The organism is bacterium (genome assembly GCA_016786595.1).
In the GTDB taxonomy this organism is placed as follows: domain Bacteria; phylum Bdellovibrionota_C; class UBA2361; order SZUA-149; family JAEUWB01; genus JAEUWB01.
Window position 1 is genome coordinate 262,608 of sequence record JAEUWB010000060.1, and the last position, 25,079, is coordinate 287,686.

At 43.5% G+C, this 25,079-nt stretch carries 25 protein-coding genes and 4 tRNA genes; 9 read left to right on the forward strand and 20 right to left on the reverse strand.

The features are described from left to right. Positions 1-156: 156 nt before the first annotated feature. Positions 157-657 carry a 2-amino-4-hydroxy-6-hydroxymethyldihydropteridine diphosphokinase gene (folK, locus tag JNK13_11935; GenBank protein ID MBL7663452.1) on the forward strand — a complete coding sequence of 167 codons (501 nt, stop codon included), beginning with the start codon at positions 157-159 and terminating at the stop codon, positions 655-657. On the opposite strand, the gene JNK13_11940 is transcribed toward folK, so the two are convergent. The 4 genes from JNK13_11940 to JNK13_11955 form a co-directional block, all read right to left on the reverse strand. Further along, positions 617-3,451: a heparinase II/III family protein gene (locus JNK13_11940; GenBank protein MBL7663453.1), complete on the reverse strand. Its 2,835-nt coding sequence runs from the start codon at positions 3,449-3,451 to the stop codon at positions 617-619. The genes folK and JNK13_11940 overlap by 41 nt on opposite strands. Positions 3,452-3,678: 227 nt before the next feature. Then, positions 3,679-3,912: a hypothetical protein gene (locus JNK13_11945; GenBank protein ID MBL7663454.1), complete on the reverse strand. Its 234-nt coding sequence runs from the start codon at positions 3,910-3,912 to the stop codon at positions 3,679-3,681. A gap of 266 nt (positions 3,913-4,178) precedes the next feature. Continuing rightward, entirely contained in the window at positions 4,179-4,997 is an 819-nt protein-coding gene (gene folP, locus JNK13_11950; protein ID MBL7663455.1) for a dihydropteroate synthase, read from the reverse strand. Beyond that, entirely contained in the window at positions 4,987-5,736 is a 750-nt protein-coding gene (locus JNK13_11955; GenBank protein MBL7663456.1) for an aminotransferase class IV, read from the reverse strand. The genes folP and JNK13_11955 overlap by 11 nt, the downstream gene beginning before the upstream one ends. 40 nt (positions 5,737-5,776) lie before the next feature. Here JNK13_11955 and JNK13_11960 point away from each other — a divergent pair, with 40 nt between their 5' ends. Then, on the forward strand, positions 5,777-7,051 hold the full coding sequence (locus tag JNK13_11960) for a hypothetical protein (GenBank protein ID MBL7663457.1): 1,275 nt from the start codon (positions 5,777-5,779) through the stop codon (positions 7,049-7,051). Position 7,052: 1 nt separating this feature from the next. Here the strand turns inward: JNK13_11960 and JNK13_11965 are convergent, their stop codons facing one another. The 8 genes from JNK13_11965 to JNK13_12000 form a co-directional block, all read right to left on the reverse strand. Beyond that, positions 7,053-7,409: an EamA family transporter gene (locus JNK13_11965; GenBank protein ID MBL7663458.1), complete on the reverse strand. Its 357-nt coding sequence runs from the start codon at positions 7,407-7,409 to the stop codon at positions 7,053-7,055. After that, positions 7,397-8,110: a metallophosphoesterase family protein gene (locus JNK13_11970; protein ID MBL7663459.1), complete on the reverse strand. Its 714-nt coding sequence runs from the start codon at positions 8,108-8,110 to the stop codon at positions 7,397-7,399. The genes JNK13_11965 and JNK13_11970 overlap by 13 nt, the downstream gene beginning before the upstream one ends. Then, positions 8,095-8,358, reverse strand: coding sequence for a hypothetical protein (locus JNK13_11975; protein MBL7663460.1), 264 nt, complete (start codon positions 8,356-8,358; stop codon positions 8,095-8,097). The genes JNK13_11970 and JNK13_11975 overlap by 16 nt, the downstream gene beginning before the upstream one ends. Positions 8,359-8,630: 272 nt before the next feature. Further along, complete coding sequence (locus JNK13_11980) at positions 8,631-9,059, reverse strand: hypothetical protein (GenBank protein MBL7663461.1); 429 nt, start codon at positions 9,057-9,059, stop codon at positions 8,631-8,633. A gap of 146 nt (positions 9,060-9,205) precedes the next feature. Then, positions 9,206-9,754 carry a hypothetical protein gene (locus tag JNK13_11985; protein MBL7663462.1) on the reverse strand — a complete coding sequence of 183 codons (549 nt, stop codon included), beginning with the start codon at positions 9,752-9,754 and terminating at the stop codon, positions 9,206-9,208. Further along, entirely contained in the window at positions 9,747-10,271 is a 525-nt protein-coding gene (locus JNK13_11990; GenBank protein MBL7663463.1) for a hypothetical protein, read from the reverse strand. Before JNK13_11990 ends, JNK13_11985 begins: the two co-directional genes overlap by 8 nt. Positions 10,272-10,277: 6 nt before the next feature. Further along, positions 10,278-10,595 carry a transcriptional regulator gene (locus JNK13_11995; protein ID MBL7663464.1) on the reverse strand — a complete coding sequence of 106 codons (318 nt, stop codon included), beginning with the start codon at positions 10,593-10,595 and terminating at the stop codon, positions 10,278-10,280. A gap of 11 nt (positions 10,596-10,606) precedes the next feature. Then, positions 10,607-11,305 (reverse strand): hypothetical protein, encoded by a 699-nt coding sequence (locus JNK13_12000; protein ID MBL7663465.1) that lies wholly within the window; start codon positions 11,303-11,305, stop codon positions 10,607-10,609. A 150-nt stretch (positions 11,306-11,455) separates the two neighbouring features. On the opposite strand from JNK13_12000, the gene JNK13_12005 reads away from it, so the two are divergent. Together JNK13_12005 and JNK13_12010 are read left to right on the forward strand one after the other, a co-directional pair. Further along, the gene (locus JNK13_12005) at positions 11,456-11,764 is read left to right on the forward strand and encodes a BrnA antitoxin family protein (protein MBL7663466.1); all 309 of its coding nucleotides are present in this window, start codon (positions 11,456-11,458) and stop codon (positions 11,762-11,764) included. 18 nt (positions 11,765-11,782) lie between these two features. Further along, positions 11,783-12,544, forward strand: coding sequence for a hypothetical protein (locus JNK13_12010; GenBank protein ID MBL7663467.1), 762 nt, complete (start codon positions 11,783-11,785; stop codon positions 12,542-12,544). A gap of 27 nt (positions 12,545-12,571) precedes the next feature. Here the strand turns inward: JNK13_12010 and JNK13_12015 are convergent, their stop codons facing one another. The 5 genes from JNK13_12015 to JNK13_12035 form a co-directional block, all read right to left on the reverse strand. Next, complete coding sequence (locus tag JNK13_12015) at positions 12,572-13,606, reverse strand: zinc-binding dehydrogenase (protein MBL7663468.1); 1,035 nt, start codon at positions 13,604-13,606, stop codon at positions 12,572-12,574. A 354-nt stretch (positions 13,607-13,960) separates the two neighbouring features. After that, positions 13,961-14,035: transfer RNA gene (locus tag JNK13_12020), tRNA-Thr, on the reverse strand. A gap of 149 nt (positions 14,036-14,184) precedes the next feature. Beyond that, positions 14,185-14,267, reverse strand: a tRNA-Tyr gene (locus JNK13_12025). Positions 14,268-14,498: 231 nt separating this feature from the next. Beyond that, a tRNA-Gly gene (locus JNK13_12030) sits at positions 14,499-14,574 on the reverse strand. Positions 14,575-14,683: 109 nt separating this feature from the next. Further along, positions 14,684-14,756: transfer RNA gene (locus JNK13_12035), tRNA-Thr, on the reverse strand. Between the two features lie 193 nt (positions 14,757-14,949). Here JNK13_12035 and JNK13_12040 point away from each other — a divergent pair. From JNK13_12040 to JNK13_12050, 3 genes are read left to right on the forward strand one after another with little or no spacing between them, the layout of a single operon-like run. Further along, complete coding sequence (locus JNK13_12040; GenBank protein MBL7663469.1) at positions 14,950-15,648, forward strand: pilus assembly protein; 699 nt, start codon at positions 14,950-14,952, stop codon at positions 15,646-15,648. A 55-nt stretch (positions 15,649-15,703) separates the two neighbouring features. Then, positions 15,704-17,182, forward strand: a complete 1,479-nt coding sequence (locus tag JNK13_12045) for a pilus assembly protein (GenBank protein ID MBL7663470.1) — start codon at positions 15,704-15,706, stop codon at positions 17,180-17,182. A gap of 5 nt (positions 17,183-17,187) precedes the next feature. Then, complete coding sequence (locus tag JNK13_12050) at positions 17,188-19,290, forward strand: hypothetical protein (protein ID MBL7663471.1); 2,103 nt, start codon at positions 17,188-17,190, stop codon at positions 19,288-19,290. On the opposite strand, the gene JNK13_12055 is transcribed toward JNK13_12050, so the two are convergent. After that, positions 19,287-19,970 carry a glycosyltransferase family 2 protein gene (locus tag JNK13_12055; protein ID MBL7663472.1) on the reverse strand — a complete coding sequence of 228 codons (684 nt, stop codon included), beginning with the start codon at positions 19,968-19,970 and terminating at the stop codon, positions 19,287-19,289. The two genes, JNK13_12050 and JNK13_12055, sit on opposite strands and share 4 nt — an antisense overlap. A gap of 45 nt (positions 19,971-20,015) precedes the next feature. On the opposite strand from JNK13_12055, the gene JNK13_12060 reads away from it, so the two are divergent. Then, positions 20,016-21,059, forward strand: a complete 1,044-nt coding sequence (locus JNK13_12060; protein ID MBL7663473.1) for a radical SAM protein — start codon at positions 20,016-20,018, stop codon at positions 21,057-21,059. Here JNK13_12060 and JNK13_12065 read toward each other — a convergent pair. Beyond that, a complete protein-coding gene (locus tag JNK13_12065) occupies positions 21,050-21,664 on the reverse strand; it encodes a hypothetical protein (protein ID MBL7663474.1) in 615 nt (204 codons plus the stop codon). The genes JNK13_12060 and JNK13_12065 overlap by 10 nt on opposite strands. Before the next feature lie 5 nt (positions 21,665-21,669). Continuing rightward, positions 21,670-23,274, reverse strand: coding sequence for a phospholipid carrier-dependent glycosyltransferase (locus JNK13_12070; protein ID MBL7663475.1), 1,605 nt, complete (start codon positions 23,272-23,274; stop codon positions 21,670-21,672). An 88-nt stretch (positions 23,275-23,362) separates the two neighbouring features. On the opposite strand from JNK13_12070, the gene JNK13_12075 reads away from it, so the two are divergent. After that, complete coding sequence (locus tag JNK13_12075) at positions 23,363-25,066, forward strand: hypothetical protein (protein ID MBL7663476.1); 1,704 nt, start codon at positions 23,363-23,365, stop codon at positions 25,064-25,066. Positions 25,067-25,079 lie beyond the last annotated feature (13 nt).

The window sequence follows — 25,079 nt, forward strand, 5'->3', positions numbered from 1 at the left end:
GAGTAGAGCTGTCGTCTTGGCGAGGCTAGTACTACGATTCCATTTTCGGTCAGCAGCCCCTCTGCTATAGCTTGTTAAGCTGTAGCTTGAGGCGGTCATTAGCCTCCGTAACGGTATATACATTTTTATCAGATCTTGTGAGGATGCAAACGGCAAATGGAATACCTACTTGGACTTGGCTCAAATTTAGGCGATCGTTATCGGCATCTGGTCGATGCTTTGGTTGATCTTAAATCGCTGGGCATCGTTCAATCCGTTGCATCGATTTATCTAACCCCGCCACTTATCTCTTCCGATTATCACGGCCCTACTCCGAATTCTTATTTAAATACAGCTTGTGTTCTGAAATCTGAGCTCGAACCAGTTGAATTATTGAAAAAACTTTTAGCAATTGAAAATAACCACGGCCGAGTTAGAAACCCGCAGCAGCGTTGGTTGTCACGGACCTTGGACATAGATATTCTCGGCGAACTGGGCGGACTAATGATTGACTGTCAAGAACTCAAAGTTCCACATCCAGAGCTGAGCCGGCGAGATTTTGTGCTGAACCCGCTTTCTGAGATCGCGCCAAATTTTAGTATACTTGATCCAATGTCGCCCAAGCATCGACTAACAGTTATTCAGATGTTGTTATCCTTGAGGTCGTCCATTCGTTGAGGGGCAGAACAGTTCCATGTCGGTAGCTAATGTTAGATCCTGTGGGATCTGGAATCAATGCAATCGTGAAATTTTTCACTAGACTCCCGGAGCTGTCTCGCACTACAATTTTTTTCGTGCCTGGCTCAGTGGGCAATTGACAGTACCCTGGAGGATTAGGGGTAGTGCAAGCCGACAAAGGAAACGCGTTAGTTCTAAACCAACTTGGGTAAGGTAAGCTACTCAAATCGACGACGGAAATTTGCGGATTTGCTGGGGTTAAGACTTCCAATGTAAGCTTTTTCCCATCCTTTGATAAGTAAACTTTATTACCAGAGATAGAATAACTAGCTGTTGTATGCATTTGCCAATCAACCGATTGTGGTTCTGCTAATTCAAATTCATCGCGAATGACAACAGCTGGTTGAGAGCTATCTTTAATCAGCGCAAAGCCACGTTTAAGACTTGAAATGGGTCGAGGATGCAATGGTTTTATGTTGTGAATAGTTTTGTAATCTGAGTTATTGATATTTGGGTCATATGCATCGCGCATATTCAATATCGCTATTGAGGTATTACCTTCTGCGAAGTGCTCAAAACTATTTTTAGGCAAATCGGGTATTAACGAAGCGTCAATCCAAGAGTCCTTGAACTCTTGATTTTTGCCCTGGAAAACTAATGTGTTATGCCCTAAGGTGCCACGACGATAGTAGTCGAAATGCAAAGGGCGGCCATTCGCATCGCGGTCAGTGTCGGGGCAGGGATTTGCTGCTGTATCAACACAAGCTGGATTTGCTTTAACATAACGTTGCCCGTAGGTTTCTTTTCCAAGATCAATTGCCCAACGCACTCCAAGTGCTTCCATGACGAAAGAACCAATATCTAACTGAATATGGCCCATCCAATAATAATTAAGGCCACCTTTGCCGGCGATAAACATCGCATCGTCGTGATGTGCGGAGCGGAAGGAGAATGCGGGTAAATTAGTAAAATGTTTGCCAAGCGGTAAGTTTTCTATGTTACCTGCTTGCCAAGTGTTGTCATAGTAAAGTAGTTGTGGAAAATTTGGGAAGACCGGAAACAGGCGTGCTTCAATCAACCCGAATTCTGGCAATCCATAACGTTTCATCGCCCATAATGGAAGTCCATCAGTCCAAGCTGGTCGCCGTGCCTCCTGTGTACTATTGTACGCTTCAGTATTTAACGTTGATTCAGAAAAATTCCATACCAATCCACGTGGGCCACTCAGGTAATACCGGCTAAGAATGCTTGTTTGCATACCTGGATAGTCTGATATGCCGAAATCAGTGCCGAGAGAGTTGTATAGCGATTGGCTAGCATTTACGAAGCCGGTCACAGTCATTGTGAAATAAGAAGGCCCTTCATGCCATGCTCCATCAGGGTTGAGCATTTGTAGCGAATTGCGTAAACGCTCAATGCCTTTAGCGATCAAGCTTGAAGACAGTTCTGGCTCAGATTCAGCTACTGCAAGCGCTCCTTGGATGATCGCGCCAATTGCATCTGGCGCTTGATTCATCGCGGTCTTTGTCCACCAACAATTATCTTCGAAAAAACACTTTCTTGCAGGTTCGAGAGCATTGCGAATAATTGCTGAACGTATATAGTTACGTTCTTCTGGCGTGAGGTCGTCATGATAGCAGTCATATGCGCGTGCCATTGGTCGCAAAAATAATGATTCATCTAAGAATTCGCTGCGCCTGTCTGGCCCCCAATTTGGGAAATTTGCAGGATTGGAAAGATGTAACATTAATCGCGTTGCATAAAACTTGAGCAATGGTCTAAATTCTTGATACGTATAAAACTTTTTGAGAATCGCTCCATTTTGATCTCTAATTGGCCAGCCATTGCTATCAATCTGCGCCCATTCAAATCCGCCTTGCGGTGTTTTATAAATGTCCGAATGGTAAAGTTCACACAAATCGGAAGGAATATATGGCACGCTTAATTGACCACTGGTTGCTGATGGATTGGGGTGTACTGGTAAAGGTCTAAACCAAATGTTTCTGTAAGGATCGTTGGGATAATTTTCGGTTCTTTCCGGGATTGAACGACTATACTCAATTGTGCGCTGAGCGTAAGGGTCACCTTGAGTGGATAGGGCGATGACTCGATTGGTATTGCTGTAATCGTAAATCCTTGGGTGTGTCGGTTTGAGGCCGAGCAGCACATTTTCTTGTGTGGGAGGCAGGAATTCTGCTGGGTGAGCTAGAACCTCAATCTCAACAGTTGATAACGCACTTGATCGTAAGCCATTTTGAACTCTAAATTTGAAACCATCTGGCCCAGTATAAGTTCTCTCTGGAGTATACGTAACATTTGGGAATACGCCAGATAAGGTTCCGTGATATGGAGGCTCTGTTAATTCGTAACTCAGATTTCGGCCGAACTCATCATTACCGCTAACAGTTATGCTTAAAGGGAAATTCATTGTCGTAGTGACTTTCCCCGGCGATAAGGCAGTTGGTGCAAATCCTGACGCGCAAATTGATTGAGAGCGCTTGATGGAATCGATTCGTTTCTTGATACTTTTTTTGTTTTTCTTGTTAGCTCGCTTATAAGCTTTTCTCAAATTTTTAATTTCTTTTGAGGCGCTTATATAAACATACTTTTTTTTGATTTTTTTTCTAACGACTGCAGCATAGCTAGTGTCATTGCGAATGCAATGAGCAGATTTGCCGTCATCTGCTATGATTGAAACAATTGTTGATTTTCCAGTACGCAGAGGTATGGCTGTTGCAAAGATCAAGAACAAAACAGTAAAAGCAGTGAATGCTTGAGTTCCGATAGTTTTCAAATTATTTCTAATAATAATCCTGCACCGCAGCCCATATTTTACCAATAGCTGCCTGATATATCGGCTGGATATGCAATTTACTTGAATAGGTAAGTTAAGTAGCGTTAAAGGCTCAAATTAAAAGATATATTTGTGGATTGGAGATCATGTCGGGTGGGTATACTACACCCAAAAGGAAATACCTCGTATTTAAAGGACGTTAGTGAGTGAATAAGGCAGATTAGTTTCTAGCCCTGCGCTAGTTCTCTCAGTTCGCGAACTCTACGGATGCGATGTGAGGTCGGATGTGTCGCTAGACGACGTCGGCGCTTTTGAGTTCTACGGCGGCGGTAGACAATTCTTGCGTAAATTTTTTCACAGTCACGAAGATGTTTGAAGTTAATTAATGTAATCAAGGCGACAGCCAGTAATAGTCCTGCCAACCCCAGCATGAATGATTTTACGAGAATACTTCCAATCATAAGCTAATCTCCTCTTAACGAGTTTTCTTACAAGTCACTCAAGCAACCTTGTTTATAACCCTTGGAAAACCACGTTACAGGTGATGCTTGTAATCATCTGCGTTAAATAAAATTTAGCACGACAGTTACACTTAAGTGAGATCTGCCAGCGTGAAAAAGAAAATTTTTCTAGCTTCAAGTTCGACAAGTTTCAAGGAAAAACAGCGAAAATACTAGATAGAACGCTCATTCTTAGCATATTACTTGATTAGTGTCTAGATCGGTGACTAGGATGTCGCCTTGTCAAGTATGCCCCCAAGATTATGTAGGCGAATAATCTTTGCACCCTTTTGAATTGCTAATTTTGCTGTCTGCTCAGAAAGCTGATCAAGCTCTTCGAGGCTATGAGTTACAGGTAGTTTTGTTTTCAAAAAACTCTTGCGAGAAGTCCCAACTAAAAAAGGGAAATCGAACTTCTTTGCCAATTCATCAAGTCTCGAGAGTAATTCCCAAGAATAATTTGGATCTGCGCTGATAAATTGCCCCATGCCCGGATCGAGAATAATTTGTTTGGGTTGAATCCCAGATGTCGTTGCAAAATCGAGCTGCTTTTCAAAAAATTCAGAAATTGTTGCAATTATATCTTGGTAACGAAAATTAGTCGGCTTAGCATGTGGAGAGCATCCCGGTTCTTTGGAGTACATCAACACAATATAAGCTTGGGTTGAAGCAATTAAAGCAGCCATCGCGGGATCGGCGCGTAAGGCTGACACATCGTTGATAATTTGTGCTCCACTATCGATCGCAATCTTAGCAACAGCCGCCTTATAAGTGTCGACAGAAATAATCGCACTCTCGACTAGAGTTTCGACAGGCTTACGCACACGCTCAAGTTCTTCACTAGCAGGAACAGCTTGCGAGCCCGGCCCGGTAGACTCTCCTCCGATGTCGATAATTTGTGCGCCGTGAGAAAGTAGTTCTTTCGCATGTAGGACTGCCTGCTTAGAATCAAGATATAAACCCCCGTCACTAAAAGAGTCGGGAGTGATATTTAAGATTCCCATTAAAATTGGGTCAGAGGATTTAAGTAGTGACTCAAGTTTCAAGCAGATACTCCTCGATTAGCGCCTGAGCGTGGACTAATTCTTGAATTTTTCTTGTTAATGGACCAGGCAAAAAATTGTAGCACCCACTCTCGGTAAGTAATTGCCGCACTGGAACTACCAATTCGACAGCATTGGTGATAAAAACTTCGCTGGCTAGGTTAACTAAGTCGGCAAGTGTAATTTCTGTATCGATTGCAGCCGTTTGCTCGATGATCACCGACTGGATAATCCCCGGGAGTGCTTGCTTGCGATTAGTATAAAGAGTGCCTGTTCGGTCAAACCAAAAAATATTGCTCCAGGCCCCTTCTCTAACAAGATCATGCTTGTCGACAAGTAGGGCCTCTTCTGCTTGTGCATGAGCAGCTGCTTGGCTTGCAGCTTCAGATACACTAAGATCGCTATGCTTGATATTGGCCTTAGGGCGTGTGCCATTAAAAACCTTTAAGCTAATTCCTCCAGGTTTTTGCCAACGTCTATTTAGTGGTGTGATTGTAAATTCAAGGCCAGCAGGGCTTAAGATTACTTTAATTCTTAAGTCGCAATTTACTTCTGGCTGTGCTGTAGCCAGAAGTTTGCGCAAGTTGGTTGTAAGCTCAGCAATTCCTTCAAGCTTAGTAGGGAGTCCTATGCTTTGTGCGTCACCTGCAAGGCGGTTAAAATGCCGCATTAGGAAGGGGATGCCAGGCGCAGCATTTTGGTTGCACTTAAGTATAAAAGTTGTAAAGACGCCGGTTCTCATTTAGATAGTGAAGGTCCAATTTATATAGAAGACAGACTGCATGCAAACCGAAGAAATTATCCCCAATAAGACAGCACAAGATAGTGATAGTAATCACTACAATAATTCTCCACTAGATCGTGGCATTAGTTGGTCATTGCATCATCTGCATACATATTTATTACTTGCAACAGTACCCATGTTACTAGAGCTTGTATCTGTTTATTTCATTTACAGTAAGCGGATCGAACTGCAAACTCGAGTTTTGGTAATGCTTGCTACCGCATTGGCAAATGCTTGGGCACTTGTTTCGATTAACTTGGCAAATGTCAGACTGGCACGCGGGGAACAACCTGCAGTTAGTCAGATTGCCCAAGAAGCTTTAACAAATTTACCAAAGTCATTTTTTAGTTACACACTTGTAGGTTTTTTTGTTGTCGCTGGAATTTATGGATTGATTTTTCCTGGTATTATTATCCTGATGTTTTTAATCTGGTCCCCTGCGTTTACTTCAGCCGAGATTGTGCTGGAAAAATTTCGCAAGCCTGCTAGTGATGAAGATCAGCAAGAGGAGCTTGACCGCAATTTATTTTCAAACCGTCCACTGTTTGATCTTGGTTTTGGTCGGTCCTCTCGTCTCTCTGCCCGTAGCTTGCAAATCGCTTTTCAGGTAGCGCTAATTTTAATAGCCTCTGCTTTGATCCCACTGTTGGTAGTTAATTTGCTGTTACATTCTTCGAATAATTTGACCGCGCAGATCTTGCGTTCTTGCGTTTCCTCGCTAAGTTCAGCAATTGGCTTTGGAATTTGGTCGGCCACGTTTATCTCGCTTTTACCGGCCCCTGCTCGGCATGAGCTTTCCTTGCAACGAGAATTTTATGATTTTATTCCAACATTTCGTTTTGACGGACGTGGCCCGCTTGTTGGGCTATTAATTTTACTGACCATAGTTTCAGGTTTTTTTGAATTTCAGCGTTTACAACTCAGTACGGCAATGCCGATAGACGCGCGCGTCAAGAAGGTCGAAGTGCTGCAGAAGAACGGAGAACTGGTTGTTGGTTTGGAGTTAAGTGATGGGGCCGAGGATTTCCGCTGGCTTAATCCGTGGAATTATCAACTCAAATTAAGAGACAAGGAATTGTCAGCAGAGCGAGTTGTAGTTTCCGATAGTGATGGCAAGGTTCTAGAACCAGAAAGTCTTGCTCCTCATGCAGACCCATTATTAGTCTATTTATATTTTGTTAATGTCCCCGGTGTTACGGGCGATGACTTTGAAGTTAACTATCCGGGCACTAACTCCAAGCAAAGCGTAGTCTTGAAAGATAAATTACCCTGATTTAAGTTTGCGCATAAGCGATTAAATAAATTCCAGAGACAATTAAGCCCGAACCAATCAATGTAAAGATATCAACTTTTTCCGAGAGAAAAAGATAGGCAGCAAGTGCAATCAATACGTAGCGTAATGCTGAAATAGCATTGGCATGGGTTAAACTTTGGTCACTAAGAATCGCCGCCCAGATTAAGCCCGAAATGACCCAGGACAGAAAAGAGCTGATGCCCCAAAAACTAACTAGCTGTGCGCTATAATTCTCAGGGTGCGCACCGTGCATTGCAATCTTCAGACCGATATGGCCATAGACTGTTGTTATAAAAAATAAGGTCCAAACTAATAATGTTCGATCTAGATTTGGCATAGTATTACCTCGCGTGGGCAGTTGTAGCGAATTGGAATGCTATCGTGCAGTCCTCTGCTGACAATTAATAAAGTCTCGCCGACTCGAAAACGAAGACCATTCCAGCGAAAAAAGAAAGCTCCTGGATACAAAAGCTCATTTTTTTCTTGAAGAACACATTGACTCCCATGCAAATGCCCCGCAAGAACAAGTTTAAAATAATCCTTAGGAGCCCGCATAATCTCAGAAGGATCATGCAGGCATAAGATGTTAAAGTCTTTGTTGCTATAACTAGCTTGGGGATTTCCGGTAATTAGTAAACGAGTTGTTACGCCTTGGATCTCAAGCACACCGTCTTCCAGCCAAATCCCACCTGCAGCCTTAATAATATTTTTTAAACGATCAAATCCCGCAATACGATCATGATTTCCAGACACGACTCCCCATGGAATATTTTTGGGCAAGGTACTCAGGAGCTCTTCTAAAAGCTCCCAAGCTGGAATCCAATCTAATAAATCACCACCAAAAAGAATCACATCAGCTCGAACACTAGCGATTGTTTCGATCAGCTGAGAGACTAGACGCTTACTACCGGGTGCTCCTAAATGCAGATCGCTTAAGAAAAGGATTGATCTGCCAATATGACGCGAAACCGTCTCCCGACGAATAGTAATATCGTTAGTGCAGAAAATATCTAGCCTGGGGCTTAGTTCTGCTTGCACAACTCTTCCTCCACACGTAAACGTTCGTACCAAACGATAATCGCTAAGCAACCAATACACCAAGCGCGGACGAAATTGCCTCGACGAAGTGGAGCACGAAAGAAACCTCCAAAAATCATAGTTGCAGCAATCGGAATTACGGTGAGCATGACTTTTACAGTTCCACCGGCTTGATTGGATAGTTTTAGACTGCGCTTCCAAATTTCAATTTCTCCTCCTTCTAATAACAAGGGAAAAAGAAAAACCATTTGCGCTTCTAGTGCATAAAAGACCAGAGCAAATATAATAAATTGACTTAAGTAACCTAACGGCGAAGCTAGTAAGGCAAAGAGTAGAGCTCCTACTAAGCAAATTGTATATTTAATAATTCCGTAATAAGCCCAATTAATATTTTGCTCAGGTAAAGCCCTATTTCTTAAATGTTCAAGCCAACTTTTCATCCATCGTGCTCCAGATGAAAAATCCGCCCGAGCAGGCTCAAGCATTGAATGGTCATATAATTCGCTGATGCTTGTAAACATTAGACGTAGATCCAGTGCAGCCACGCTAGAAACGCAATGCCATTTCCAAACACTAGCATGCGATGGAACAAAGTCTCTAAGGGGCGACAACGTTTCAAATGAAACTGAAATTCGTCGTAACAAATGAGAGTCGTGGTATAGAGCAGAATCACAATAATCGGGATCAGAAATTTCCCAGGTTCAGGGGTAACGCTTGCCCAAGCCATGAGGACAAAAAGCGGCACCCCGCCCGTGCCCAAAGCCAGTAAATGACTTTTATGTTCGTTGGGTCCTGAAGCTACATAGAGTCTGTGAAACACCCAATCACAAACTCCGCCGATTGTGGCAATCACTCCAAACAGTATGATGATATAAAATTCTACCGATAAATTTTTTAATAAATTAGACGGGACGGAGATAATCTCTAAGTGTATGCCTAATAAGAGCACCCCAAAACCCACCGCCGGAGCAAACAGCAAAAGCAAGCTTACCAAATTACTAAACGAAGATGATTTCTGATTATGCTTTAAGGTTTGTTTGGCGGCATAGGTCTGGAAGTGATTGCTGGCTGCAATGCGTCGTAAGGCATCAACTGTCATAACTGCTCTCCTGTAGGCAATTGGGAAGATAAATTGGGATCTGATTTGCTATTGATAAGAATTTTAACCAGGACACCACCTGCTACGCCCATAGGTAATGTTACCCACCATGTGATAGCCAGGCAGCCAATGGGAAATATTGCAATGCTCTGTAAACCTCTGAGAATAGCTGACCATGCAATGTCTCCACCACAACTATGAACATTGGAGTTGAATAGACATATGACTGCCCATCCGATCGACATCAACGCTCTGAAGCATGGAAGTATGATGCCGCCCGCAAAAGTACTCAATAAGGCAACTACGATTCCTTCACCAGCTGCCTTACCAATCGTTGTTTTCAGAAATTTATTTGCGCGACGCCAGCCGATAACTCCTGCTGCAATAATTGCCGGAATAAACATTATCAGAATTCCGCGCATTTCAGAAAATTCACGAAAATTAGTTGAACTCGTTCCAACTCCCACCGAGAGCAGAAAAAGAATTGTGGCGCCTAGGGCGGCTGCACTAAAAATCAGCGCCGATGTTAATTTTGCGCTATTCATTTGAATTACCTCGCAATCTCCAATAACACCACGAAGCTGAATACAATGCTAATCCGGTTGCTCCACCAATCGGCAGAGAAATTGGGGTAACGAAAAGCGCGCCAAACACGCCGAAGTATATACTGCAAAAAATTATGAGAAAGGCTTCTTTTAAAGAGATTAGATAAGCAGTTTCATCCAAACGCATTTCCGAGCCGGAAAGATAAAAAGAAAACCCACCTCCAAATGCGCTAATAATTGTAACTAGAAACCCGAGGGCAATAGCTTTTATCCACGGAAATTTTCTTTTTAAATTGGTCGCGGCAAGAATGGACCCTGCCAGAAAACCTCCAGACAAGAAAGCCATGCCGAGGATAATTCCTATAACAGGCTTAGAGAATAGTGGGCTAAAATCATCTGTCGCCGCAACGTTTGACGGAGGAAGAAACTTGTATATATCAAGTGCATAGTAAGCAGCAGCAAAAAAACTTGTTCCCGCAATTGCAAAACGTAATAGATAACCTTTGGAAAACGTCATACACCCTCACTTACTACCCTTCTTCAAGAACTGAACCACGCTCTCCAATGCGTTTATGTATTGGAGCAATTCCTTCTCTCCTTTTTTAGAAATTTCATAGGTCGTGCGTGGCTTGCGATTGATAAATTCTTTGTTTACAGCGACAATTCCTGCTGCTTCTAATTTGCGCATGTGACTAGAGAGATTGCCCTTGGTTAACGCAAGGGCACTTAACAATTCATTGAATTCAACTACCGATTTGGCTTTGGCCAAATAAGTCACAATTGCTAGGCGCACTCGATCGGCCAGTAGTGAGTCTTGCGCAATAATTGTTTCAAATGACATCGTTACAATCCTTAAGCGTTTGTCGTTACGGGACCTGCGTGTTTTAGGGTCCAATACAGGGAACTAGTGGCAATCGTGGCAAAAACTGCGCAAGGAAACCAAAGTTGCGGGTCTGCTAAATAAAACTGCAAAGCGGCCAAGAGCATGCAAACAATGCCCAGGCCAATGCTGATGCGCACAGGAAAAATAAATAGTCGACCTTGAAACAAATAGTCACCGGTAAAGACTAAAAGTAGGGGAGCAATCCACTCCGCCTGTCCAGCAAAAATAAAAAGCGAAAAAATAATAAATTTAACTAGTAGGTCGGAAAATAATCCTAGATTTCTTAAGTAAGAAAAATAGCGTGAGATATAACTATCTAAGTCTTCTTCTTCTTTCTTTGCAGTAATTTCGACCATCACAAATAGCGCGCAGCACAACACAAAAAGTCCTGCTGCGGTTTGTAGTACGCCGATTTTTTGGACAATGAAATTATTCTTAGACAGAAGTAGTAGCGCTGTTTGACTGTGATTAGTGACTAATTCTAAAATGCAAAACGCAAAAGCAAGTATCGACGCTAGGCCGAGAATGCGACAACGTAACTTATTTGTTGCCGCAGAAATTTCTCCGAAGACCCCGGCGGTTTGATTGCCATCTCCAGTTCGTTCTAACACTTGGCGAATCAGAGAAATATCTTTGATCGCCTGCTCAATCACTTCTTGACGCTCCATATGCTCATCTCCATTAGTCTCTCAGACTAGTCTGTATTGCAAACTAATTTGCACTAAAGTTATGCTAAAGTCAATAAAAAGCGTGCTTTAATAAAAAATATATGGTTATATGCCAGACAGAATATGGCATATAACTGGTAACTTATTGATATGAATCAGGAAATTAATTTTTCAAACGCTGCAAAGCGAGCACTTTTCGGGAAATCACAAGAGCGACAATCCGCTGCTAAGGATCCGGACCGGCATTTGCGTGTAAAAGTCACAATGAATCTCGATGGAGACATCGTGCGTTTTTTTAAAGAACAAGCCGACGAAGAAGGGCTTGGCTATCAGGTTTTAATTAATCGCGCATTGCGTGAGTTTATCGATGGGGGAAAGCCAGCCAAACTTGCTCAAGATGTAATTAAAGAAATCCTTGCCAATCCAGAATTATTAGCGCAGCTTCGCGGCACGGAATAATTAATACAAACTGGTTTCATGACTGAAGTAGCTTCAGATCAAGCAATAAAAATTTTTAGTGACGGAGGATCGCGCGCCGAAGGCGCTGCATCTGCATGCTTGTTTTATGCGTCAGATTCTGCATTGCCGATTAAAATCGGAGCATACCTGGGAAATGCCACTAACAATGAAGCAGAAATTATTGCAGCCCTTTTAGGGTTTGCTTTACGACCTTTGCTCGAGCCAGCCTCGCCAACTGTTTTTTGGACATCCGATAGCGAGTATGTCCTTAAAAGCGCAACTCAATACATCCACACCTGGCAAAAAAACGGCTGGAAGACAGCCGACAAACGCAAGGTAAAAAACCTCGGACTTTGGCGCGTCTATCTTGAGTTAGCTCGTGGAGTTGAGATTAAATCTAAATTTGTCTACGGACATTCTGGTCATGATGAAAATGAAGTGTGCGACAGCTTTTGTTCGTTTTTGATCCAAAACCCACCGAGCGATAAACAGGTCTATTTCACGGATGGCCTGAGCTTAGACCCTTGGTATGTTGTTGACCTGCGAGACGAGTTGGAGTTTTTGCGACAGAACGAAGAGGGCGCAGTTGAAGCAAAAGACCAGATCCTTGCAAAGATTTCTAACACAGTTTCGTCTGGTAATAAGGTCGATCAGGACCAACAACTATTGCGAGAAGCCCAAGGGGCAGTTCTCAAGGTGCTAGACCGTTTTAAGAAATATCCCGACTCGCACCAGCAGTTGCATCAATTTTTGCAGCAAGTTAGAGAGACGCTAAAATAATTCCACCATAGCGTTTGGCAAAAAATGCTATGGAATTAAAATCACCTTGCCAAACTGTTCTCCACGCTCGAGCTTTTCATAGCCAAATCGACCTTCAGCTAGTGGAATTTCTGAGTCAATTACGGGACGCACCTTCTTAGTCCAAATCGACTGCTCAAGCATTTCCTTGAAATCTTGCGCGCTGCCCATTGTTGATCCGAGGATGCTTAATTGCTTGGTGAAAATTAAACGGTTGTCAAATGTTACTACCGGTCCGGAAGTATTACCCACAGTTACAATCCGGCCACCACGACGGGCAGAGCGAATCGACTGCACGATAGTTTTTGACCCTACGTTGTCGACAACGACATCTACTCCACGCCCATTAGTTAAACTGCGCACTTCACGGCTCCAATCTGGATTAGTAGTGTAGTTAAGCACGTGGTCTGCTCCGAGGGCACGGGCGTTAGCCATTTTTGCCTCAGTACTTGTCAAGGCAACCACTTTTGCGCCAAAGAACTTTGCAAGTTGCACAGAAAAACTATTTACGCCCCCACCAGCGCCAACAATTAATACCGTCTCGCCGGACTGTAGGCGCACACGGTGCTTAAACATGCGCCAAGCAGTTGTGCCGACCAGTAACGGTGCAGCACCTTCAGAAAAAGAAAAATCTTTTGGAAGAGCAACCAAGTTCTTGAGAGGCACAGCGGCATACTCAGCAAAACCACCCCAGGAACTTTCCCCAATCACACGATAATTCGGACTAACACTTTCTTCGCCGGATCTTGTCCATTCATCTTCGCCAATCACGTATCCCGGGCAAACTACGACACGGTCTCCAGTGCGCCAGCCAAAGGCCTTTTTCGGAAGCTCAACAATCTCACCAGCGATGTCGGATCCACCAATGTGCGGCATTGGCAACTTCAACTCTGGCCATCCTTTTAATACCCACACATCAAGATGATTCATCGCACAGGCGCGAACCCGGATTAACGCGTGGTCATCAGTAATTTTAGGATCGGAGACAGAGCCGAATTTTAAAGCATCAAAACTGCCGTGAGAGTTAAAGTGCAAGGCTTTCATTAGGCCACCTTCTTGCTGACTAGAATGATCGTTCTAGTCAGTAGATATAGCAGCGCATCAGGAGTTAAGAAAGAGGCGTCTCGCTTGTGTCGTCCGACGCAGCTTTGGCGGGGATTTCTCTTAAAACTGCTCTACAAATCAGCTGACCTTCCAGCCGGAGTCGGCAGAGCCGCGAAGCTGTCCACCTTCGGCAAGGCTACGGCGGACAGCCTTCGCTTTCTAACTAGCTTGCCAGCCGGAGTCTCCGAAGGAGCGAAGGCTGGAGCCCACGTCGAGGATGCAGAGTTAACCTGTCCCGGCCAAGCCGGGACGGTTCAATCCTTGACTTGCACCTGTGGTGATTTTAGATGTTGTTGGAGCCCACGTCGAGGATTGAACTCGAGACCTCTTCCTTACCAAGGAAGTGCTCTACCACTGAGCTACGTGGGCATATAATGTAAATTCTGGCGAATTACTTGGTCAAGAAAGCGCCTCCGCTCCTCATTTATTTCTATATAAACTCCGGTGCTCAGCACTTTCTTTCCTCGTCCTTCATCCAGACTTTGCATTATATGCTCTATCTAAAAAAGGAAGAGATTTGGAGAGAGAAGGATTCGAACCTTCGAAGACGTGAGTCAACGAGTTTACAGCCCGTCGCGTTTGGCCACTTCGCTATCTCTCCATATGTAACTAGCTTCAACTATCTGTCCACCTTCGGCAAGGCTACGGCGGACAGCCTTCGCTTTTTAACCGGCCTGCCAGCCGGAGTCGGCAGAGCCGCGAAGGCTGGAGCGGGAGACGATAGACAAGTACAAACACTTGTCAGACTCGTAGTAATACTTGTCATTGCCTAAGCAATGACGGAGTTCGAGTCTCATCTCCCGAATCACAGTTAGAATATCCACCTAACCAATGGAGCGGGAGACGAGACTCGAACTCGCGGCCCTCAGCTTGGAAGGCTGATGCTCTACCAACTGAGCTACTCCCGCACTTCTTAAATATATCTAAGCTGGCGATGGCCGAAAAAATAAATGGGCGAACCCGTTCCGGGGTCAAGTCCCATCGCTCTCTAAGTGCCATCGACAACAAATATATCTAAGCTGGCGATGGGACTTGAACCCGCAACCTACTGATTACAAATCAGTTGCTCTGCCAATTGAGCTACGCCAGCAAAGGTGGGCCAAGCTAACAAACACATTTTCCCGGGTCAAACCCCTAAATTTTAAGGCCAAATTAGCGAGTTTTATACGAGATCCTCGTAGGCTTGACCTGAAAAATTGCCTCAGTAGATAGGTTTTTCAGCTTGAATACTAAATTTCCTCGCAGCATCTGTCGATACTTATAAAGATATAAGGTGAGCGAAAGTGAATATGCTGGTCAGAATTTCTAACAGAAAACTTGGACAACGCGGCGTTGCTTTTACTGAACTCGCCTCAGCTATGCCCTTTCTTACATTATTAGTGATGGGCGTAATTGATTTTGGCAGAATGATGAGCTCATACGTTAACGCAACGCAAGTCGTACATGAAGGCGTGAGAACTTCAACGAAAATGGCAAGTTTGGAGCCCTGTGTTGAGCAGGGTAATCATGGAAATTTAGGCAACACGCCCGGAAGTCAATTTTGCAATCAAAAAATGTGGAAGAATTTGTGGACAATTGAGTCAGAAGAAAAGTGCAATAAGTTGCTCGGCGGATGCCCAAAAAATCAATGGTTCATTCAGCGTAGAATGGTACAGCTATTAAGACTCTCTAAATTGCCAATTGATTATAGTCCTGAGAATCTATCGATTGCGACTACTTTTGCGGGTGAAGATGGTGATAATACAGTAGCAGCAACAATAACCATGCGCTATCTGAATTTCTTTTCATTGGCTGATGGGGTGCCGATGACAGTTACGTTTGAAGCACCGTACCTTTATGGTGGTGGCAATGGTAGTACTGCTTGGCGACAAGGCGAAATGGCCGGGCGTGCAATGGCCGATGACTTTGGCGAAATGGTTGCCCGTCCTGACGAAGGAGACGTTGTCGGAGATCCAGGAGTGCCATTTCAGCTTGATTTTTAATCATCAGAATACTTTATTGCTTTGCTTGCTCCAGCTCTTTTAGTAAAGAACGATCATGGCAAGTAATGAGAATCAAATTCAATCTGCGCATACTACCCGTGGTATCGTGATACTCGAATTTGTCTTTGTATTTGGATTCTTTATCTTAATTGTTGTCGGCCTTGTCGATTTTGCACGCTTGATGACAGCGCAAACTATTCTCTCCAAAGCTACTCAAGAGTCGATTAATCTAGGATCTAAACTCCCAGATTTGGCAATTGATTCTCGAGGTAAGGATCCAAATAAGAAGGAGGATCTCGTTGAATTAAAAAAGCTTGAATCAGCTCGGCGCTTTGCTGTTAGTGAGGTAGTAAATAAAGCGTTAACTGGAATTTTTTCCACCGATGACGATGCTTGGGCAAGATTGCAGCGATTTTGCTTTCCCGGTGCTAAAACTGATTGCGATGACGTTTTAAATGCTGCCGTGGTAAGGCCCGGAGAAAGTGCCCGGACCGTGAAAGAGGAAGAAGAATATAATTTTGTTCACCCGACATTGTGTCCGAAAACTGGAAAATGTGATGGGGGAAAGCGCATTACTGATTCCGATTCATATGACGCAATACTGTTAAATCATCCCTATGCAGTTGTCACTCGCGGGACTATTAAAACGTTTTTGCCAATGGTTGGACCGATTACCCTAGAAGGCCTTTCTTATGGGTTTAAAGAATATTTACCGCTAGGATCATATCCGGAACATTTTGAGATCCCCCCTCCAAGTTCATCGAGTTCATCAACTGCTTCTTCTTCTGGTGGGACTTCATCGAGTAGTGCCTCATCTTCGAGTTCTAGTAGTTCTTCGAGTAGTAGTTCCTCTTCAAGCAGCTCTTCTTCAACGAGTGGTGGCTCCAGCTCGAGTAGCAGCGCGAGCAGCTCTGCTAGTTCGGCGTCAAGTTCAAGCAGCACATCTTCGACCAGCGCTTCGAGTTCTGCATCGACGAGCGCAAGTACCTCTGCTTCATCTAGCGCATCTTCCTCGAGTTCAAGCAGCACTAGTAGCTCTTCAAGTAGTAGTTCCTCAAGTAGTAGTTCTTCTTCGTCTTCAAGTGGCGATCTGGAATGCAAGAACGCCTCACATTGCAGTCACATGACCGAGAAATGTTGCGCAAGAGGTATGGGTGTAGCTTGCGTTAAGGGAGTTTGCCTGTGTGATAGTGCTGCAGAATGCGAGAAAAATAATGGGTCAGCCTCGTCTACAAGCGCTTCTTCCAGTGCAAGTTCAAGTACCTCGACTTCAAGTTCTACATCAAGTTCAAGCAGTTCAAGTAGCTCAAGCAGCAGTTCGACCTCGAGCTCAAGTTCCGCAAGCAGTAGCTCTGCAAGTAGCAGTTCATCGTCCTCCTCCAGTTCATCGAGTTCGACAAGTAGTGGTGGAAGCTGCACGAATTCATTGCAATGTAACTATTTGTACAGTGTTTGCTGCGCCGATGACAGTCTGCCAGCGTGTATCAATGGACGCTGCCAATGTGATCAAGGTAGCCCCTGTGGTGGAGGATAATTGCTGTGCGCCGATATAGAGTAGACCAGTCTGGGGTAATACTGATTTTAACGGCGCTCCTTGCGTTTGCGATGTTAACGCTTGTAGCACTAGTGATTGATATCGGGATCTTAAGTAGTTCGAGTTCTCAGCAGCAGCGACAAGCGGAGTATATCGGCCTTGCTGCATTATATGAATATTCACGAACAGCTGCCGATGAGAATGGTTCACTTCTACCGAAAGTGAACCGTGCCATTACTCGCGCCAATTATATTGCTGGTAGAAATTCAATTGTTGGACTTCCGGGAGTGGAAAATGCAAACCTCTGTGGACAAATCTCTGAAGAAGGCACTTGCGCGAAAGAGCCAGCTAATACTAATGGCACAATTGTTTTCGGGCGCTGGTATCCCAGCCGACCAAGTACTTGTAGCGAAAAGAAAGGAAAGGCCTGCCCTTGCGGGGTCGCAGCAACGCCGTGTTTTCTGGAAATTCCAGCTAATGATTTAAAAACTAAATCAGCAAATGCTGTAAAAATTAATTTTCAAACTGCTAACCAAAACCCAATCCGCACATATTTTGCTCGTGTGATTGGTTCAAACGAGCACTTATTGTCCAGCTCTGCGATTGTGACAATGGTTGCCAGGCACATGATGTTTTTGGTTGATTTATCTTCATCCGTTGATAATGAAACGCATGCTCCTGCCGCAACGCCTCCCCCCGACCCAAATTACGCAAAATCTGAATCGGCATTTGCGATCGATCCAAGCGGTGGGTTGGCTGCGTGTGCGAGTGCAAATTCGAATCCCTGTATTGATGCCAATTTGGGGGATCCTGAGTGTTTGATGCTTGGACCGAATGGGTCGGCTAATCCGAATAATTTACAAAACAAAACTTATTACGGAATGAGTCGACGCCGTGCCAGTTGTGCGGATGCGTATTGCAACGAGACTTGGCGACACTTTAGGGACGATTATCGCTGCCAAATTGTGGATGGTAAGCTTTATTTATTTGATGAATATCGTCACGCCGGAACACATTTGGGGCCTTCACCCTTAACTCCGATTTTAAATGGCATTCAACAAGCTTTGGATGAGTTTGAAAGCCGCGGAGTTCCATCAGATCGCGTCGGGGCGATTGGTTTTGCCAGCCCGCGAGAGTTAAATGCCCAGATCTTCTCGATTCGAGAAATCCCGATGTCGCCAGTTGATACAAGCGACGGTTCAAACTTTAGCCGCTTGCGACAAATTACAGACCCAGAAAATATTCCCGAGCAAATGAACGGCTTATTTTTTCCAATTCCGACATCGACATACACAGATGGGCCAGGTTTACTGGAGTACGTAGCGACTAAGTTTGCTGAAGCAAAGCTTGAGGAGGAGTCTTCGGATCGCATTATTTATTTCACTGACGGATTATTTAATTGCATCAAAGCTGGTAGCGTTGGTGCTCCACCATTCGATCGACGTTGCCGCAATAGTGCCGAGTTTGTTGCGCGTTCGATCTGGGAGTCAGGTCAAGTCGTAACCAATTCGCTGATGCAGTCACGCATCACTTTGGATATGTTTTTATTTGGTAACAGTAGCGTAGGGCCGCATACGATAGTCTATAAGGATCCAGTTGCGGGCAACAGTCAGGCAGCTTGTGTAGATGATGATGCGGCAAGGCAGCTTGGCTTGTCTTGGGTCAACGCTAGTCCTGGCTTAGATTCGGCCAAGGGATTTCCTTATTCCCCTTCTGATGGATTGCTCAATGCTTGGGCGAATAATCAAACGATATATTTTGCTAACTCGCTCTATGATTATTTTGTGAAGGATACCGGAGGGATTTGGGTGCCAATTCGCCCGTGTTGGGATGAAGGTGCTGGTTGTGTGAACCTCGTTGATGAATATCGCTATAACTCTGACTGCGATCATTTCTTTAACCAAGGTCGCACGCGTTTCTTAAACAATTCTTCATGTATTCCTGGTGGTGGCGGACAAATTCCGAGTGGCTGTCGATTACAGTTTGATCCGTTCGGGCGTTCCGTTGATGATCAGGTTACAGCTGGGATGGAAAAAATACTGAACAACAACCCGCTTGTAGTTGTCACAGAGCGTAAGCCTGAGGTTGAAGAGCAGATAGACTCTTAACGCTGAGATTGAAGCATTAATTTAAGCAGTGACCACCCATAGGCAAAGCAGGCAAATTTCAAATCGATATGCGATTTGCCAAATTTTCTTGCGTGTTCGTGTGTGGGAACTTCGCTTACACGGAATCCATATTGGAGGGAACGCACAATCATTTCTTGTTCAATTGTGGTGCTGTTTTCTTGAAGATTAAGTTTTTTTAATACCTCTGTCTTGAGTGCGCGAAACCCATTCTGACTGTCGCTTAAGCGCACTTTAAATTTCCAGTTGATACAGGCTGTAATAAATGAGCTGCCCGTGAGCCGAAAAAATTCGTCAAAGCCGCCGTGCAGCTCACTTGAACCTCCCAGTAATCTCGATCCGCCGACATGATCGCACTGATCGTCAAGTAACGGTTGGATTAATCGCGGGATGTCTTCTGGGTCGTGCGATCCGTCGGCATCAATGAAAACTGTGATCGCTTGTTGTAAATGCTGAATCGAACATCGGATTGCATCACCTTTGCCACGTTTGTTATCGAGGATTATTTTTGCTCCCAGATTTTCAGCAATTCGCCTTGTTTGGTCAGTTGAATGGCCATCAACTACAATAATTTCAGACGCATAACGCTTAACGCCAAGGATTACCTCCCCGATACTCTGAGCTTCATTTTTAGCAGGAATGACAACTGAAATTGGCAACACGTTTGGTACATTTCCTCAACTGATTGCCTATGCTACCAGAAGTCTATGCTTTTTCGCTACTTAAGCTTTGCCTCCAAAATATTTGCTGCAAATCGACGCCAGCTAAGCAAGCCGTTTAAGTTAACTTACGTTGTAACCAAAGAATGTCATTCTAAATGCCTTAATTGTGATATTTGGAAGGTGAAGCCTCAGCACGAGCTCACTTTAGAAGAAGCCAAGCAAGTGGCTCGCAAAAATCCCTATTTCTCTTGGATTGATTTTACTGGAGGTGAGCCTACCGATCGGGAGGACTTTGTCGATCTAGTCGATACCTTTAATCGCAATCAACCCAAACTGCTATTAATACACTTTGTGACCAATGGACTTAAGCCCAAGCGGATTGTTGAGATGACAAAGGAGCTGCTTGGTCGTGGACTTCCCAGATTGACTGTTAGTGTTAGCATTGATGGTCCACCGGCAGTTAACGACCAGCTTCGTGGCATTCCAAAAGATTTTGAGCGGGCAACGGAGACTTTAAGGTTGTTACGCCAGTTAAAAGGCTTAGATGTTTATGCCGGCATGACGTTGTATGCTGCAAATACGGAATTGGTTTTTGCTACAGTGAGCGCAATCAGTGAAGTCGTTCCCGGTTTTACACTTGAAGATTTACATGTGAACATCCCCCATATCTCGGGACATTTTTATGGTAACAATGATCGCGTTTTAACAGTCACTGAGCAAATGACAAGAGCGATTAACGATCTTGAGAGAGTAAGAAAGTTTAGAATTAGCCCACTGCGGATTGTTGAAGGAATATATCGCAAGAAAATTAACAATTATCTACAAACCAAAGAATGTCCTGAGGATTGTGCGGCATTGATGTCTTCCGTTATTTTGTCTGAAACCGGAGTTATTTATCCCTGTTTGATGTGGGATGAGCCTTTAGGAAATGTGCGTGATACGGATTATGATATACTACCGCATCTACGTTCAGGACGTGCACGGGACTTGCGTGAAAAACTACTCAAAAAGGATTGTGCAAATTGCTGGACACCTTGCGAAGCATTTCCCACGATTTTATCGAATTGTTTGCGAATCAATCAGCGGTAAAATACTAAAGGGCATTTGCTATGATTCAACGCGAAAATCAAATGTGGTTGCTCGAGTATATTGATATATTTGATCTTAAAATTGTACAAACCAGCTGTTATGACATTGAACTCGAAGCGATCATGATACTGACGATATTGGGTTCTTTTAATACTGAATGAATCGCCTGCCTTTGCTTGAATTGTAAATTCATAAGCATCGTCAGCATCAATTTCAATAATCTGTTGACCTTGATCTAGTTTTATATAACCCTCCAGCAACATACTCATATAAGCATATTTGCTATGCGGGTTTGCGCGGTGGATATTAAATTCTTGCAGTTTAGGAGTGTCATAAAACAAACATGCAGAGTCGAGGATAAAGCTGTCATATTGCACGGTAAATGACTCTGTTTCGTAAAGTGTTGCTTTAATACCATGAGCATACTTGCTATCGAATTTTTCCCCAACAGCCAAAGTCCACGTGTTTGCTAAGTCATTAGTTGAGTATGAGGAAGGAGCAGGCTTAACTTTCGAGAAATTATTTTTTATTTCTCTTCCCGCCAGAAAAACACCGCTATAAAAAGCAAGACAAGCTAAAAGAATTATTAAAATATTTTTATTCACAGAGCCTACTCTTGATTCCCGCACTGAAATGACCACACCTGGATTGGTTTCTCTCGCCACGGTGTTAACAGTGCTTGCCTAGAGTAGAGCAAGCTGAACTCGCAGCGTTCTCTTTTATGAGAATAAAATTTCACATTTTCAATTGCCGGCACATTACTTGCTGGGATTGCATCACGACGTGATCCTGAAACGACAATGCAACCGTGTGATTTATCCCAGTAATCTGCATCAGGTGTAAAAAAGTTGATCTTCGCAATTCTTTCCCATCCATACGAAAAGCGCAGCATTGCTAAAGCGTCTGCATCAGTATAAATCTCCTGAGCAGGACATTGTTTTTGATGACGAGCTAAATATTCTCCTGCCTTTGTAAGATCGCTTGCACGATCATGGAAATTAAAACCTAAATTTGCGGCACTATATCCCGAGACCCCGATACTGATTAGGACTGCAAGATAAAATATATTACTAGTGAGTTGTGAAATTCGCGCAGAAAAATCAATAAATGTTACTAAGCTAATCACTCCAAGTGGTGCCAAGCAGTCAAGATATCTCCACAGTCGCCCTGTAAAAAGATTGGGCAAGTAGTAAGGGTAAATCCGGTCGGGCCAATAATTTATAAAAGCATAGATTGCTAAAGTTGTAGTTATTGCAACACAGTATGCAATGAAGTTTGTCGCAGATAAATTTATTTTAATTTGCTTTCGATGCTGATAATCTAGAAATGGGATCAAAATTATACTTAAGGAAAGAATATATGCATACAAAGCACTTTGCATGAACCAGATAAAAAATTCCGGCGCGGGATAAAAAAGCAGATCGAAGTAACGTCTTAAATCATTGCTCGTATCGTATTTTCCAAGAAAGTAATCCGCAGGAATTGGGTAATCAAATACGCTAAACTCTCCCCAGTAATTGCCTATCCAGCTTCCAGTGTGAAATTTGAAAAAAAATTGAACAAAAAAGATTGGAAGGAAAAAGCAAAAAATATTTAAAATCATTTGCTTATTTGTGTAAATGCTCCAGAAAGGTTTTATTCCAGGATGAATTAAACGAAGTAAAACTGTTTCAGCAATAAGCCAAAATGCGGTGATTGGTAACCCACTGATTTTTGTAGTGTAGCAAAGTGCTAAAGCTAGTCCTGAGCAGAGCGAGGCTAATGTTTTTGAAACAGCACTTTTTGCACACAGTGTGTGGCGATAAAAAAGCACAGAACATAAGCTCCATGTTATCAACGGGATATCATTAGCAATCACTCCTGAGTCAATTACGAGTGAAGGGTGAAAACAGATCATTAAGCCCGCTAGCAATGCATAACTTTGATTATGCAGTAAAGGCTTGCAGTAAAGCATTGTCAGTGGGGCAAGAATTGAACCCATTAATATTGGGTAGACTAAGAGGCCGAAATTATTCCATCCAAAAAGTTTAATCGTGGTGCCAATCGGTGCATACATTGCAATTCTCGACTCAGCTTGGCCTAAGAGTTTAACCTGCGCGAAACCGCTATGGACATAATTATCTATTACCCTGAGCCAATAACCGTCATCACCAAGAACAAGTCCCGTGGCAAAAAAAACTCTTAACGCCAATGCGAGGGTAAAGACTATTAACATTAAAATTGTAAACTTAGAGACTTTAACTGGCACAAGTGGATAATTATTTGATATGAGCTAATTTTAACTTTAGTAAAGTATATCAATTATGGCTGCCATGCGTCTAGATTCATTAACACAAAGTAAACAGCCAGCTGATAATGTATTAGGAATTTGGGATGGTCATGACGCTGGGGCATGCCTTGTAGCGAATCAAAATATTTTGGTGGCAATTAATGAAGAACGCCTGAGCCGTAGGAAACTTGAAATTGGATTCCCTAAATTAAGTATTTTGGCAGCGCTCGAACAGGCCGGCTTAAATCCAGCTGAGATTACAGCTGTGGCAATTTCTACGACCGATCCTGCAAAAACTCTTAGTCGATCTTTCCCGGCTTTAAAGGAAAATTATTATCAACTACGTCGGCGCAAATGCGACAAACCATTTTTTTTAACCGCTAGGCGCAACTGCAAATCTTTGCTCACTGCTCTACCCGCCTTTTCTTTTGGTGAAAAAATATCAAGGCAATCAATCCGTGCTGATCTTTGTAAATTGGGATTTGCAAAAAGCACGCCAATTATTTTTTACGATCATCATGATTCGCATTTAGCTAGCGCGCTATATACATCTGGGTATTCAGAATGCGCCGTATTGTCGCTAGACGGAGTTGGTGACGGAATTTCAGGGAAGGCCTGGGATGTGAGAAACCAGGAAATAAAAAAAATTACGCAAATTAATGCATGCAATTCGCTAGGTCTGTTTTATGAATATGCAACAACATTGCTCAACATGCGCGAGCTTGAAGATGAGGGTAAGGTTATGGCGCTAGCTTGTTACGGCGTGCCACAAGCTAGTAATCCACTCAAAGAATTTTTCGTAATTGAGGATTTGAATGTTCAGGCAAAGTATCCAGGATTTTCGCTCTATCGACAATTGGAAAAATTATTCTGGAAAACTCCAATCGAACAATTTGCCTGGATGGTGCAGGATGCAGTCGAGTATCATGTGCTGAAATTAATTAGAAATTTATTAAAATTTACCAAGCAAGCTAATTTAGCTCTAGCTGGAGGCGTTTTTGCTAACGTCAAGCTAAATCTGTTAATTCGCGAGCTCCCTGAAGTAGAGCGCTTATGGATTTTCCCGCATATGGGCGATGGCGGATTGGCTGCTGGTAGCGCATTGCTTGCGGCTGGTCAGGGCACTACTGCACGCAATCAGCAGCAAATGACAAACCCTTTTTTAGGAACAAACATTGGAGCTCCTCCGGCTATCTCAACAATAAAAAAGATTGCAGATTTAATACTCCAAGACGAAATAATTTTTTGGTGTACAGGGGCAATGGAATATGGACCAAGAGCTTTGGGCGCAAGGAGCATCATCGCCCGGCCAGATAGCACCAAGGTTCGTGACGATCTCAATATGAAACTTAAAAAGCGCGTCTGGTATCAGCCCTTTTGCCCGACGCTGCTTGCTAACGATGCGCATCAATTACTGGAGAACTATTATGGCGAAGAGTCGCTATTTATGACCTCGGCCTATCGTGTTAAATCAAACGCAGATTTGAAACTTGCTGGCGTGATGCATATTGACGGAACGTGTCGTCCACAGATTATTGCCGAAGAAAGAGTAGATCACCCTTTTTTTCCATTATTGAAAGAATTACGTCGGCTCTCTGGGTATGCCGTAATTTTGAATACGAGTTTGAATATTCATGGAGAACCAGTTGTCGCCTCTACTGAAGATGCGTTCAAGGCGTATCACGAATCGGATCTACGCTATATGCTTTGTGGCAATCAATTACATGTTAAGGAATGATCTTGTAATCTAA

What these genes read in the sequence shown, in the direction of transcription:
- folK (MBL7663452.1), top strand. Translation starts at nt 157, where the DNA reads ATGGAATACCTACTTGGACTTGGCTCAAATTTAGGCGATCGTTATCGG.
- JNK13_11945 (MBL7663454.1), bottom strand. Translation starts at nt 3,912, where the DNA reads ATGATTGGAAGTATTCTCGTAAAATCATTCATGCTGGGGTTGGCAGGA.
- JNK13_11955 (MBL7663456.1), bottom strand. Translation starts at nt 5,736, where the DNA reads ATGAGAACCGGCGTCTTTACAACTTTTATACTTAAGTGCAACCAAAAT.
- JNK13_11960 (MBL7663457.1), top strand. Translation starts at nt 5,777, where the DNA reads ATGCAAACCGAAGAAATTATCCCCAATAAGACAGCACAAGATAGTGAT.
- JNK13_11965 (MBL7663458.1), bottom strand. Translation starts at nt 7,409, where the DNA reads ATGCCAAATCTAGATCGAACATTATTAGTTTGGACCTTATTTTTTATA.
- JNK13_11975 (MBL7663460.1), bottom strand. Translation starts at nt 8,358, where the DNA reads ATGGTTTTTCTTTTTCCCTTGTTATTAGAAGGAGGAGAAATTGAAATT.
- JNK13_11985 (MBL7663462.1), bottom strand. Translation starts at nt 9,754, where the DNA reads ATGAATAGCGCAAAATTAACATCGGCGCTGATTTTTAGTGCAGCCGCC.
- JNK13_11990 (MBL7663463.1), bottom strand. Translation starts at nt 10,271, where the DNA reads ATGACGTTTTCCAAAGGTTATCTATTACGTTTTGCAATTGCGGGAACA.
- JNK13_11995 (MBL7663464.1), bottom strand. Translation starts at nt 10,595, where the DNA reads ATGTCATTTGAAACAATTATTGCGCAAGACTCACTACTGGCCGATCGA.
- JNK13_12000 (MBL7663465.1), bottom strand. Translation starts at nt 11,305, where the DNA reads ATGGAGCGTCAAGAAGTGATTGAGCAGGCGATCAAAGATATTTCTCTG.
- JNK13_12005 (MBL7663466.1), top strand. Translation starts at nt 11,456, where the DNA reads ATGAATCAGGAAATTAATTTTTCAAACGCTGCAAAGCGAGCACTTTTC.
- JNK13_12010 (MBL7663467.1), top strand. Translation starts at nt 11,783, where the DNA reads ATGACTGAAGTAGCTTCAGATCAAGCAATAAAAATTTTTAGTGACGGA.
- JNK13_12015 (MBL7663468.1), bottom strand. Translation starts at nt 13,606, where the DNA reads ATGAAAGCCTTGCACTTTAACTCTCACGGCAGTTTTGATGCTTTAAAA.
- JNK13_12045 (MBL7663470.1), top strand. Translation starts at nt 15,704, where the DNA reads ATGGCAAGTAATGAGAATCAAATTCAATCTGCGCATACTACCCGTGGT.
- JNK13_12060 (MBL7663473.1), top strand. Translation starts at nt 20,016, where the DNA reads ATGCTTTTTCGCTACTTAAGCTTTGCCTCCAAAATATTTGCTGCAAAT.
- JNK13_12070 (MBL7663475.1), bottom strand. Translation starts at nt 23,274, where the DNA reads ATGTTAATAGTCTTTACCCTCGCATTGGCGTTAAGAGTTTTTTTTGCC.
- JNK13_12075 (MBL7663476.1), top strand. Translation starts at nt 23,363, where the DNA reads ATGGCTGCCATGCGTCTAGATTCATTAACACAAAGTAAACAGCCAGCT.